Below are 12,487 nucleotides of genomic sequence, written 5' to 3' on the forward strand. Positions count from 1 at the left end.
CCGCAGGAGGCCTGCGACCCCATCAGGTCTTGTCCGCTCCGCTGGACGGCGCCATCAAATCGTCCACGAACCGGCGCATCAGGCGCACCAGGTCGCTGAAGTCCTCCTCACTCCACCTGGCGAGGATAGGGGCCGCAATCCTCTGACGCGCGGCGTCCAAGGCGTCCGTCATCTGCCGCCCCTTGTCGGTGATCACCGCCTCATGGATGCGACGATCGGCTGGGCTCGGCCGACGCTCGATAAGCCCCAGGCTCTCGAGCTTCGCGACCTGGCGGCTGACGGTCGTGTAATCGCGCCCGGCTCGGTTCGAGAGCTCGACAACGCCGATCGGCCCGAAGCGCTCGATCCCCACCAGCAGCCGAAAGAGGGCTTGATCCAGGGAGATGCCTGCCTCCGCGAGCAGCGCCTGATCGCGCTGCGGCTGGTTCATGAGCGCGACCAGATCGACCATGGCTCCGTGGAGCTCGCGGAGTTTCTTTTTTGCGATGCGTGTATTTTGCACAAATTCCTTGACGCTCCGGAGGGCGCGGTTATATGCATGATACACATATATGAAACGCGGTCCAACAAAGCGGAGCTCGCTGTGGAATCTACTTTTTCAACGGATGTCCTGATCGTCGGCGCAGGTGCTGCTGGGTTGACCCTCGCCATTGAGCTCGCCCGTCGGGGCGTTGCGTTCCGGCTCATCGACAGGCAGGACGGGCCCTTTCGCGGCTCGCGGGGCAAAGGGATCCAGCCGCGCAGCCAGGAGGTGTTCGAGGATCTGGGCATCCTCGACCGCGTCGTTGCGACCGGCGGCCTGTACCCACCCCCGCGGGTATATCGCGACGACGGAGGCTACGAGGAGTCGCAGATCATGGAGCCTCAGGACCCGACGCCTGGCGAGCCCTATCGCCTGCCGCTCCTCGTGCCTCAATTCCTGACCGAAGCCGCGATGCGCGAGCGTCTGGCGGAGCTCGGGAAGCACCCGGAGTTCGGCCGCGAGCTGAAGAGCTTCGAGCAGGATGGCGAGGGGGTCAACGCCCGCATCGCCGGCCCGGCGGGCGAGGAGACCGTCCGCGTCCGCTACCTCGTCGGAGCGGACGGCGGCCGCAGCGTGGTACGGCACGCGCTCGCGATCGGCTTTCCCGGCAAGACCCTGGGGGTGCGCGCGGTCGTCGCCGACGTCGTTTTGGAGGGACTCAGCAGGGCCGCCTGGCATCGCTTCAACGAAGGGTCGATGGAGAGGCAGATGTCGCTGTGCCCGCTCGTCGGCACCGACATGTTCCAGTTGCAGGCGCCGATTCCTCTCGAGGGTGATGTCGACCTCTCCGCGGAAGGCCTTACAGCGATGGTCACGGGCCGCACGGGCCGAGGCGACATCGTGATCCGCTCGGTCTCCTGGGCCTCCGCCTACACCATGAACGCGCGCCTCGCCGACCGTTACCGGGACGGGCGCGTCTTCCTCGCCGGCGATGCCGCGCATGTCCACCCGCCGACGGGTGGGCAGGGCCTCAACACGAGCGTGCAGGATGCCTACAACCTCGGCTGGAAGCTCGCCGCCGTTCTGGCAGGCGCACCGGAGGCGCTGCTCGCGACCTACGAGGAGGAGCGCCGGCCGATCGCCGCGGAGACGCTCGGGCTGACAACGAAGCTCCTGGACGCGGCCAAGCGGGGCGTCATGCGCCGCGGGCGCGAGGTGCATCAGCTCGATCTCGGATACCCGGAATCGTCGCTGGCCATGGAAAAGCCGAAACGCAGCGGCGGCATCCGCGCGGGCGGTCGAGCGCCGGACGCGCCCGTCCGCGGCGTGGCGGGGATGCCGACGCGGCTCTTCAAGCTCTTCCAGGGTCCGCAGTGGACCTTGCTGGGTTACGGGCCGGACCGGCTCTCGGCCGTCGAGCCGCGCCCCGGACTTCACATCCACGCCGTCGGGCCGCGCGGCGACATCGTCGATGATGGCGGCCATCTCCGCGCTGCTTATGGCGTGTCGCCCGGCGACTGGGTGCTCGTCCGGCCGGACGGAGTTATCGGCGCCATCGTGTCGTCCGACCATGCACCCGCTCTGGAAGCCTACCTTGCCAGCGTCGGCCTCCCATCACGGGGATGACGCGTCGGGGCCGTTCACCGAGCCAGCGGCGCGGCCCCTCGCGTCAGGGGAGACGGAACATCGACCAGGGCACCTGGACGCCGGTACCACCGTTCTGGCCAATCAGGTTCTTCCGCGCCACCTCGAGCGCAATCCTTACGTGGCGCGGTGCACCTTCCGCGTCTTCAGTGCCTCGCAGGCCCTCGGCGGCACGTGCGCTCTCCGCAGGGCGGGCCGCGACGCCTGGCGCGTGCCTTGCTGTGCTTGCTATGTTTGCGCGACGAGCCGATGCGCCGCATAAAAGCCACGCCCACGACGCCGCCCAGCTCGCCCGCCCAGGCGGAGCCGGCCCCCCAGCGCGACGGCCGGACGACGAGCACACCGCGCCGCGAGGCTCGCCTCGGCCACGTCCTCGCTGCGACCGATTTCTCGCCGGGCGCTCTCGCGGCGATCGAGCGCGCCGCGCGCCTCCCCCTCGCGGCGGGCAGCACCTTGCACCTCGTTCACGTGCTGCCAGCGCCCGCCTCGCCCGCGGAGGGCGAGAGCGCGGAGCAGGCCGCGCGTCGCTCGCTCGACGAGATCGCGGCCCGGGCCCTCGATGTCGCCCGAGGCGCGGGGAACGCAGGTCTGCAGGTCGCCCCGAGCGTGCTCGTCGGCAGAGAGTTCGTCGAGATCATCCGTCATGCGCGCAGCCGCGGCGCGGAGCTGATCGTCCTCGGCAGGCACGGGGAGCGCCCGATCCTCGATCTCCTGCTCGGGTCGACGGCCGAGCTCACCGTCCGTCACGCGGACACTCCCGTGCTCGTCGTGCAGCGACCCCCCGCCGGCGCCTACAGGCGGCCGCTGCTCGCCGTCGAGCTCTCGGACGTCGCGCTCCGGAGCGCCGCGCTCGCGACGAAGGTCATCGACCCCGAGGTGAGCCGCATCCGGGCGATCCACGCCTACCACGTGCCCTTCGAGGACAGGATGGCGCTCGCCCTCCCCTCGATGGAGTTCGCGGCCTACAAGGCGCGATACCATGACGACGCGCGCGCCGGCCTCGGGCGCCTCCTCGACTCGTTCGACGGGCTCGGCGTGACGTGGGAGTCGTCGGTCCGGCGCGGCGACGCGAGGCGCGCGATCGTCCGCGAAGCCGCGCGGTGGAAGGCCGATCTCATCGTCATGGGCACGCACGGGCGCACGGGGATCTCGCGCGCTCTCCTGGGCAGCGTGGCCGAATCCGTCATGCGCTCGGCGCCGTGCGACGTGCTGATCGCGCGCCCCTCCACGTTCGTGCTGGAGCTGCCCTGAGCGGCGCGGCAGCGAAGCATGCTCCGGCGGCGCCTCGACGCGCGCGTCGACTCGACCCGCCGAGGGCAAGACGGCGTGAGCGCGGGTGAGACGATAGGGGGTTGGCTCTCCGGCCCCCTCGGCTAGGCTCCGCCGTCGCATGATGCCGGAAGCTGCCCTCACGTTGGCCATCCTCGGGGCCACGATCGTCCTGTTCGTGAGCGATCGCCTGCGGCTCGACGTCGTGGCGATGATGTCCTTGCTCGCGCTCACCCTCTCCGGCGTCACCACGGTCTCGGACGGGCTCGCCGGGTTCAGCAACCCGGCCGTGCTCATGATAGCTGGCCTGTTCATCGTGGGGGCCGCGCTGACGGACACAGGCGTCGCCGACTGGCTGGGCCACCGCCTCGAGCGCGTCGCGGGATCGGGAGAGGCGAGGGTGATGGTGGTCGTGATGGGGGCGACGGCGCTCCTTTCCGCCTTCATGAGCTCCACAGGGACCGTGGCGATTCTCCTGCCGGTGGTGGGGACCCTCGCGTTGAAGCGTGGAATTGCGCCCGCGAGGCTCCTCATGCCCGTGGCGTTCGCCGCGCACCTCGGGAGCAACCTGACGCTCATCAGCACGCCGCCGAACCTGCTCGTGAGCGACGCCCTCCGTGAGGCGGGGCGCGAGCCATTCCGCTTCTTCAGCTTCATCGTTCCAGGCCTCGCCGTGCTCGTGATCGGTGTGGCCTACGTCGTGTCGTTCGGTCGTCGCCTGCTCCCTGGCAAGGCGGACGCGGCGGACGCGGGCGCGCCGCGCTCGCTCACGCTGAACGATCTCGCGATGGACTACGAGCTCGGCACGTCGCTGCGCGCCTTGCGCGTCACCGCGCGCTCGAAGCTCGCCGGCCTCACGCTCGGCGCCGCGAACCTCCGCGCCGACTTCGGCGTGACCGTGGTGGGGATCGCGCACGACGGGCCTCGTGGCCCCTTGGCCAAGCGCGTCGTTCCGCACGCGGTGTTTGTCGTGGGCGACGAGCTGCGCGTGCTCGGGAGCGACAGCGCGATCGCCGCGCTCGCAGAGCGCTTCGGGCTCGAAGCGCTCCCGGAGCGCCCCGTCTTCTCGTTGCCCGACGAAGAGTCCATGTGTGAGGTCGTGCTCCCGCGGCGCTCCCGGCTGGCGGGACAGACCCTGCGGGAAGCCAAGTTCCGCGATCGCTACCGCGCCAATGTGCTCGCGATCCGCCGAGGCGGAGGATCGCTGCCGGTGTTCCATGCGACGCCCGAGCTGCGCGATCTCAAGCTCCGCGCCGGCGATACGCTCCTCGTGAAAGGGCGGCAGAAGCACCTGAGGAACCTCCGCGACGAGCGGCGGGATCTCGTGCTCGTCGCCGAGCCCGACGCGCCGAGCGCCGTGCTCGTCGATCGCGGGCGCGCCCTCGCCGCCGTGGGGGTCACCCTGGGGATGCTCGTCATCATGGCGTTCGGGTGGCTGCCCAACGTGGTCGCCGTGCTGCTCGCCGCGGTCCTCCTGGTGCTCGCGCGGTGCGTGCGCCCGGCGGACGCCTACCGCGCCGTGAACTGGGAGAGCGTCGTGCTCATCGCGGGGATGATCCCCGTCTCCACGGCGCTGGAGCGCACCGAGGCGATGGGGGCGGCCGTGTCCGCGGTCGAGCAGCTCCTCACGGGGGCGCGGCCCACGGTGGTCCTCGGTCTGCTCGTCCTCTTCACCTCGGCCATCGGGATGGTCCTCTCCAACACCACGACGGCCTTGCTCGTGGCCCCCCTCGCGGTTCGTCTGGCCGAGGCGCTGGGCCTCGCGCCAGAGCCCTTGCTCATCGGCGTCGCGTTCGCGTCTTCCGCGGCGTTCGCCACGCCGATCGCTTCTCCGGTGAACGTCCTCGTGATCGCGCCGGGCGGCTATCGATTCAACGATTTCACGCGCGTGGGGCTGCCGCTGCAGCTCCTGGTGCTCGCGACCACCGTCATCGTCGTCCCGCTCGTGTGGGGCTTCTGACCGCGGGAGGCGCCGCTTCAGGCCGCCCGGCGGCGCGCCGGGCGCGGGACGCGGCCCTCAAGGCTCCTTCTTCTTCTACTTCTTCTTTTTTGGCGGCGGCAGCTTCGTCTTTCGATATCCTCGGCGCGATCGTCCTCCGGACCATCGCCGGCGAGCCATTCATCCATGCCTGATCCCGTCATCCGCAATCCGATCCTGCCGGGCTTCAACCCCGATCCGTCCATCGTCCGCGTCGGCGACGACTACTACGTCGCGACCTCGACCTTCGAGTGGTACCCCGGCGTGCAGATCCACCACTCGCGCGACCTCGTGCACTGGCGTCTGCTCTCGCGCCCGCTCAACCGCGCGAGCCAGTTGAACCTGCTTGGCGACGGCGATTCGTGCGGCGTCTGGGCGCCGTGCCTGACGTATGCGGATGGCCTGTTCTGGTTGATCTACACCGACGTGAAGCGCTACGGCCGGACCACCGTCGGTGGGGCGTCCGGCGCGTCGATGCGCGACTTCCACAACTACCTGGTGACCAGCCCCACCATCGACGGCGAGTGGTCCGATCCCGTTCATCTCAACTCGAGCGGCTTCGACCCCTCGCTGTTCCACGACGACGACGGCCGCAAGTACCTGAGCAACATGCTGTGGGACCACCGGCCCGGCCGCGCTCGCTTTGCCGGCATCGTGCTCCAGGAGTACTCGCACGCCGAGCGCAAGCTCATCGGGCCTGTCACGAACATCTTCAAAGGCACGTCGATCGGCTACACCGAAGGTTCGCACATCTACAAGCGCGGCGGCTTCTACTACCTGATCACCGCCGAGGGCGGCACGTACCAGGGCCACGCCGTCACCATGGCGCGCTCCCGTGACCTCACCGGCCCGTACGAGCTGCACCCCGAGACGTACATCCTGACCTCGCGCGCTCGCGCCGACGTCGCGCTGCAGCGCGCGGGCCACGCTGACCTTTGCGATACGCCGTCGGGCGATGTGTACATGGTCCACCTGTGCAGCCGTCCCATCCCGAACCGCGGGCGCTCGACGCTCGGCCGCGAGACCGCGATCCAGAGGATGGTCTGGTCGGACGACGGCTGGCTTCGCACGGCCGATGGTCAAGGTATCCCGCGCGTCGAGGTCCCAGCCCCCGGCCTGCCCGCGCATCCGTTCCCCGCCCCGGCCGCGCGCGAGGACTTCGATTCACCGCAGCTGCCGATCGACTTCCAGTGGCTGCGCTCGCCCTACCCCGACGAGCTGTTCAGCCTCACCGCACGTCCCGGTCATCTCCGGCTCTATGGCCGCGAGACGCTCGGCAGCCTGTTCCGCCAGTCGCTCGTCGCGCGTCGCCAGCAGGCGCACTGCTACACAGCGGTCACGTCGGTCGACTTCGCGCCCGAGCGTTATCAGCAGATGGCCGGGCTCATCTGCTACTACAACGCGAGCAAGTTCCATTACCTGCACATCTCGCACGAGGAGACGGTCGGGCGCTATGTCCGGATCATGTCGGCGATCCCGGATGGGGTCATGGCGGACGCCTTCACCGCACCCGTCCCCATCCCGGGCACCGCGCCCGTGCACCTGCGCGCCGAGCTCGACCACGACCGGCTCTACTTCGCTTACAGCCTTAACGGTGCGGACTGGAGCTGGTTCCCGGAGCACCTGGACGCCAGTATCCTCTCGGACGAGGCCTCCGCGCCGGGCCTTCCCAACTTCACCGGTGCGTTCGTCGGCATGGCGTGCCAGGACATGTCCGGTGCCGGACGCCCAGCAGATTTCGACTACTTCGAGTACCGCGAGCGCGAGTACCTGATCGACCCCAGGCGCCCGCAGCGTGACTTTCCCACGAGGGAGGCGGGTAAAGAACCTCGTTGTTGACCGCGGGTCGCTGGATTGGCCCTCAAGGCTCCTTCTTCTTCTTCCACTTCTTCTTCTTGGGCGGCGGGAGCTTCGTCTTGTTCGGGTCCTTGGGCGCCCACGGAACGCGCGTGTCGATCGGCAGGATGTCCTCGTGCGGCAGGGCGCGCTCGCCCTCGCGCTTCACCGCGAACGACGCCGAGACCACGTTGACCTTGTGCGCGCCGACATCGGACAGATCGCCTTTGACGCGGAGCCCGACAGGGATGCAGAACCTCCTCTTTCGCTCTTCTTCATCCATGTCGCCTGCCGGCGGCGCCCCGTCGCCCGGGCCGCGCAGCTGGCCGAGCCGACTCGGGTCCTCCATCGCCAGCTGGAGCTGCTCGAGCACCTCCTCGGCGCACACGAGCTCCGGCTTGGGCTTCTTCTTGCTGCCGGACGGATACTGCACCTTGGACTGGACCTTGACCGTCACGGTGACCGGCTGCCGGTCAGGCCCCATCTGCAGCGCGCTCCCCGCGAGCGCGCCCTTGGCCCCGTCCACGATGCGATCCCACGTGGGGCCGTCCCCGGCCGACGCGCTCACCAGCCGGACGCCGAGGACCTGGCCGTCGGCGCCGAGCTTGACCTCGAAGGTCGCCCGCGCGTCGAGGGGCGCGGCCGAGGAGCGGACCATGTCGGCCAGGGTGCTCGCCACAGCGCCCGCGGCGGGGACGCTGATCCCCACGCTCTTGTCCTTGCTGTGCAGCGTCTCGTTCAGCACCGTGCCCGCGATCGCCGGATCCACCGGGCGAGCGCGCGGGGCGGCCGTCGGGGCGGCGCGCGGCGCGTCGGGGCCGGGGAGCACGCCGGGCACGCTCCAGAGGGGCGTCCCGAGCCCTGGCGCGAGCGCGATGCCCCCGCCCTCGGCGGGCGGTGCCCCGCCGTACTCGTCGCCGGGCGGCGCCGTCGCCGGGGCTCCCGGGGCCTCTGCGGTGGGCGCCGGGGCCTCTGCGGTGGGCGCAGGAGCCCCGGGAGCCTCGACGGCGGGCGCGGGGGCCTCGGCCGCAGGCCGGGCGGCGGCTCCGGGGGCGGGCGGCGCCGTCTCCGGAGGCGCGGCCTTCGGCTCGGCGGCGGGGGCTGCCGGCGCCGGCCTCGCGCGCTCCACCGAGGCGACCTTGGCCGCTGCGGCGCCCGGCGCGGGCGCGTGCGCCTTCTCGGCCGGAGCGGCCTTGCCGATCTCGCCGGCCGTCTCCGGCTCGCCCCCGGCCGGCGCCGCGGTTGCGGCCTGGGGAGCCGGTGGTTCCAGCTCGAAATCGATGCCATCCACGATCGCGGACGGCTCGGCAGGGCCCTCCGGAGGCCGCTCCGGCGTCGGCGCGGCGAGGATCGCGGCGTGCGCCGCGACCGCCAGGGCCAGGGCCACGGCATCGCGCCCCCGCAGGGAGATGCTCACCGCCTCCTCGTGCCAAGGCAAGCGCGCATTGACCAGGTCTAGCACGCCCCCCGGCGCGCGGACCGGCATCCCCGGGGGTCCCCTGCCCACCGGCGTGAAAAGCACGATCGCGGCGCGGCGACCGCGATCTCGCCGCGCGGCCGCTGCGGCCGGTGTTTCGCTCCCGTCGTATCGCTGAGCTGTGAATCGCGTGCCGGCGTGCGGTATCAGAGCACAGGCGTGCCCGGCGCGGCGTCCTCGACCGTGATGGTGCGGACTCGCCCCTCGACCTCGGCGGTCAGCAGCATGCCTTCGGACACGAGCCCTTTGCCGAAGTCGCGCGGCGGCAGGTTGCAGATGACGACGATCCGCTTGCCCACGAGCTCTTCCGGGGCGTAGCTCGCCGCGATGCCCGAGATGATGCGCCGCGGAGCGCCGTCGCCGGTGTCGACCCGCAGATCGAGCAGCCGGTCCTTCTTCTTCACGCGCTCAGCGCTCGTGACCACGCCGATCCTGAGGTCCAGCCGGGCGAAATCGTCGAACGCGACAGGGCTCTTGTCCTGGCGCGCCGGCGGGGCGGCCACCCCGGCACCGCCGCTCGCCGCGGGCGCGGTCTTCGCCTCCGGGGCGGCCTGCGCATCGGCCTTCGCGCCAACCTTCGCATCGGCCTTCGCGCCAACCTTCGCATCGGCCTTCCCCGGCTCGGCGTCCGGCCGCGGCGGGGCGAACCGGGCGAGCAGCTCGGCCTCTTTCTCCTTCTCGAGGCGCGGGAAGATGGGCGAGCCCCTGCGGAGCTTCTCGCCCGGCGCTCGCGAGGGGAGCGCCATCGGCCAGCGATCGCTGCCCTCCTCGAACGCGATCGGCGGCAGCCCGAGCTGCTCGCGCATCCTGCCCGCCACGACCGGCATCACGGGGGAGATCATCACGCTGATCGCCTCGAGCTGCTCGACCAAGGTCGCGATGATCGTCCCGAGGCGCGCCGGGTCCGTCTTCTTGGCCACCCACGGAGCGGCCTTGTCGATGTAGAGGTTCGCGGCGGCGATCACCGTCCAGATCGCGTCGAGCGCGCGCGTCGGCTGGTTCGCGTCGAACGCCGTCGCCGCGGCCGCCGCGGCCTGCCGCTGCGCCCCGGCGAGCTCCTCCTCGAGCGGGCCCGAGGCCCCCTTCGCGGGCACCTCCTCGGCGAACGGGAGCACGCGATTCAGCAGGTTGCCGAGCGCGTTGCCGAGCTCCGAGCCATACCGCGACAGCACGTCCTGGAGGCTGAAGTCGCCGTCCTGACCGAACGAGATCGCGCGCATCAGGCAATACCGCACCACGTCCACCCCGACGTCCGCCGCGCCCGGGCCGCCGGGCAGGGCCGCCGCGGCCGCCTCGGAGAGGGCGGACGCCACCTCGACGGGGCTGATGGTGTTGCGGAGCGTCTTCGACATCTTCTGGCCGCTGTACGTGAGGAACCCATGGGCGAAGACCTGGCGCGGCAGCTCCGCCTCGCTGTAGCCGGCCGAGAGCAGGAACGCAGGCCAGTAGACGGCGTGGAAGCGCAGGATGTCCTTGCCGACGAGGTGCACGTCCGCGGGCCAGAAGCGCGTGTTGTCCTCCGGCTCCCGGAGGGCGGTCATGTAGTTCGCCAGCGCGTCGAACCAGACGTACATGACGTGCTTCGGGTCGTCGGGGACGGGGATGCCCCACTGGAACGTGGTGCGGGAGACCGACAGATCCTGGAGCCCCTCGCGCACGAAGCTCGCCACCTCGTTCAGGCGGCTCGCCGGCTGCACGAAGGTCGGGTTGCGCTTGTAATAATCGAGCAGCGCGTCTCCGTACCTGGACAGGCGGAAGAAGTAGCTCTCTTCCTTGACGCTCTCGGCGGGCTTCTTGTGCAGCGGGCAGACGTTCCCCGGCTGCTCCAGGTCCTTCTCGGTGTAGTAGGCCTCGCACCCGACGCAGTAGAGCCCCTCGTAGTGGCCGAGGTAGATGTCCCCGCGCGCCTTGATCCGGCTCCAGAGCTCCTGCACGGCCTTCTTGTGGCGCGGCTCGCTCGTGCGGATGAAGTCGTCGGGAGCGCAGCCGAGCTTCGGCCACGTGGCGCGGAAGACGGCGGCGATCTCGTCGGCGTGGGCGCCCGGCGCGACGCCGCGCGCCTCGGCGGCGCGCTGGATCTTGAGGCCGTGCTCGTCCGTGCCGGTGAGCATGCGGCTCTCGTGGCCGCGCAGCCGGTGGTAGCGGCACAGCACATCCGCGGCGATCGTCGTGTAGGCGGTGCCGAGGTGCGGGACGTCGTTGATGTAATAGATGGGCGTCGTGACGTAGAAGCGGCTCGCCATGGCAACGCCCTCTTAGCATGGGGCGCTCTCCCGCGGCGAGCCGGCGCGGCGCCGATCAGATCAGCGCGTCCTCGGGGAGCTCGGCCTGGTGCAGGACTCCATCCGTGAACACCTGGCCGTCGATCTCGTAATAGAGCCGGAGCTGCACCCTGCGCGCGTCCGGCCGTGGCGACACCGAGCCCGGCGTCGCGGTGGATCCCTGGAAAATCTTGCCGGCGAAGCTGAACTGCTGGTTCGGGCCCCACCCGGTATACGAAAGCGGGATCGTCTCGGCGTGGACGAGCGCGTCGTGGCCGTCGAACACGTGGACATCGATCCATGCCCTGGCGCCCCACGCCGAATGGCTGACCCACGCGTCGAGGTCCACGTGGGTCTGGATGTCTTTCCCCAGGATCGGCCCCTGCGCGGGCCTCGGGAACGCGTTGACCTTCGAGACCCGCAAGGCCCGGACGTTGGTGATGTCGGGTCGCCGCTGCGCCCCCGCGCGGTAGACGACCGGCTGCGCCGGGATCCGCGGCGGCGGGCCGCCCACGTCGAACCAGTAGTTGTCGCCGAAGCGCGTGTCCCACGCCTCGCACCGGCGGCTGGTCTGCGAGGAGCCGTGGAACCAGATCTCCGCCTGGGTCGCGTCGTCGGGCACCGAGATCTCCAGGGCCGCGGCCCTGTGCGCGACGACGTGCCCGGGCGGGTTCCCCGGGGCCCGCACCTCCTCGACGACGCTCCCCTGCACGATCGCGCCGCGCGGGTGAAAGCGGACGTAGGCGGTGATGTCGCCGATCTCGGCGCCGCGCCACGTCGTGAAGCAGCGCGACAGGCGGCTCAGCTCATACTCGATCTTGAGCTTCCCCCCGCGCTCGATCGGACCCTGCTGCGCGTGCTGCCAGTCAGGCAGGAACTGGAGAACAGCGGTCATTGCCATCGGGACCCTCCTTGCATGGACGGGTAGCCAGGAACGGGCAGCCGATGCAAGCGGGGCGACGTTTCGGCCGGCGTGCAGGCCGATCGCGCGCCGGCCGAGCGGCGCGGGTGGGGCGCCGCGGCGAGCGACGAGGAGCGGCAGAAGGCAGAACCATGTCCTCATTGTCTCCCTCCACGGCGCGGCGCGTGTCAACCGCGCCGTGCTGCCGCCGGCGACGCGGCGGCAGCACGGCGCGGCCTCCTCGTCGACGTGAGCAGCATCGCGGGCCGGCCCGTGATGCCGCTGGGTCGGTCCCGCGATCGGCAGCTGAATCGACGGAGACGCAGGCCCGGTCCAGGTTGTGCGGGGGGGCGGGGAGGTGGCTATCCAGCATGACCAGCGGCTCATGGAGCGTCACATGTCACAACGAGGGCGTGACATGTCACAACGAGGGCGTGACATGTCACGCTGCCGCGCGCCGGAGCCAGGCCGCTGCCGGATCTGAGCGCTGGTGACTGGCGTGCCGCTCTTTTTCGGGATTCTACGGGCCGTACAGGACCCTGGCACGGCCTCTGCAAAACGCTGCGGCGAACGTCGCGCTCTGTCTCGAAGACTCTCGCCCGCTGCTGGACGAGCGCCTCAGAGACACAGGCTGCCACGACGCTTCGTGGCCCCGCGG

At 70.7% G+C, this 12,487-nt stretch carries 8 protein-coding genes; 4 read left to right on the plus strand and 4 right to left on the minus strand.

The window, feature by feature from the left end; genetic code table 11:
- Positions 1-22: 22 nt before the first annotated feature.
- A complete protein-coding gene (locus WMF46_RS00765) occupies positions 23-502 on the minus strand; it encodes a MarR family winged helix-turn-helix transcriptional regulator (protein ID WP_437983829.1) in 480 nt (159 codons plus the stop codon).
- 36 nt (positions 503-538) lie between these two features.
- Here WMF46_RS00765 and WMF46_RS00770 point away from each other — a divergent pair, with 36 nt between their 5' ends.
- The 4 genes from WMF46_RS00770 to WMF46_RS00785 all read left to right on the plus strand — a co-directional run bounded on the left by WMF46_RS00770 (position 539) and on the right by WMF46_RS00785 (position 7,193).
- A complete protein-coding gene (locus WMF46_RS00770) occupies positions 539-2,089 on the plus strand; it encodes an FAD-dependent oxidoreductase (RefSeq protein ID WP_437988030.1) in 1,551 nt (516 codons plus the stop codon).
- A 267-nt stretch (positions 2,090-2,356) separates the two neighbouring features.
- The gene (locus tag WMF46_RS00775) at positions 2,357-3,358 is read left to right on the plus strand and encodes a universal stress protein (RefSeq protein ID WP_437983830.1); all 1,002 of its coding nucleotides are present in this window, start codon (positions 2,357-2,359) and stop codon (positions 3,356-3,358) included.
- A 139-nt stretch (positions 3,359-3,497) separates the two neighbouring features.
- Positions 3,498-5,336, plus strand: a complete 1,839-nt coding sequence (locus WMF46_RS00780; protein WP_437983831.1) for an SLC13 family permease — start codon at positions 3,498-3,500, stop codon at positions 5,334-5,336.
- A gap of 165 nt (positions 5,337-5,501) precedes the next feature.
- Complete coding sequence (locus WMF46_RS00785) at positions 5,502-7,193, plus strand: glycoside hydrolase family 43 protein (protein WP_437983832.1); 1,692 nt, start codon at positions 5,502-5,504, stop codon at positions 7,191-7,193.
- 22 nt (positions 7,194-7,215) lie between these two features.
- On the opposite strand, the gene WMF46_RS00790 is transcribed toward WMF46_RS00785, so the two are convergent.
- From WMF46_RS00790 to WMF46_RS00800, 3 genes are all read right to left on the minus strand, one after another.
- The gene (locus WMF46_RS00790) at positions 7,216-8,607 is read right to left on the minus strand and encodes a hypothetical protein (RefSeq protein WP_437983833.1); all 1,392 of its coding nucleotides are present in this window, start codon (positions 8,605-8,607) and stop codon (positions 7,216-7,218) included.
- Between the two features lie 206 nt (positions 8,608-8,813).
- A complete protein-coding gene (gene metG, locus WMF46_RS00795) occupies positions 8,814-10,910 on the minus strand; it encodes a methionine--tRNA ligase (RefSeq protein ID WP_437983834.1) in 2,097 nt (698 codons plus the stop codon).
- Positions 10,911-10,965: 55 nt separating this feature from the next.
- Positions 10,966-11,829: a DUF6209 family protein gene (locus WMF46_RS00800; RefSeq protein ID WP_437983835.1), complete on the minus strand. Its 864-nt coding sequence runs from the start codon at positions 11,827-11,829 to the stop codon at positions 10,966-10,968.
- Between the last annotated feature and the right edge of the window lie 658 nt (positions 11,830-12,487).

It is taken from the genome of Sorangium sp. So ce117 (assembly GCF_051524395.1).
Classification (GTDB): Bacteria; Myxococcota_A; Polyangia; order Polyangiales; family Polyangiaceae; genus Sorangium; species Sorangium cellulosum_B.

Excerpts from the sequence above, each read along its gene's own strand:
- WMF46_RS00770 (WP_437988030.1), top strand. The coding sequence starts at position 539 with ATGATACACATATATGAAACGCGGTCCAACAAAGCGGAGCTCGCTGTG.
- WMF46_RS00785 (WP_437983832.1), top strand. The coding sequence starts at position 5,502 with ATGCCTGATCCCGTCATCCGCAATCCGATCCTGCCGGGCTTCAACCCC.
- WMF46_RS00800 (WP_437983835.1), bottom strand. The coding sequence starts at position 11,829 with ATGGCAATGACCGCTGTTCTCCAGTTCCTGCCTGACTGGCAGCACGCG.
- WMF46_RS00780 (WP_437983831.1), top strand. The coding sequence starts at position 3,498 with ATGATGCCGGAAGCTGCCCTCACGTTGGCCATCCTCGGGGCCACGATC.
- WMF46_RS00775 (WP_437983830.1), top strand. The coding sequence starts at position 2,357 with ATGCGCCGCATAAAAGCCACGCCCACGACGCCGCCCAGCTCGCCCGCC.
- metG (WP_437983834.1), bottom strand. The coding sequence starts at position 10,910 with ATGGCGAGCCGCTTCTACGTCACGACGCCCATCTATTACATCAACGAC.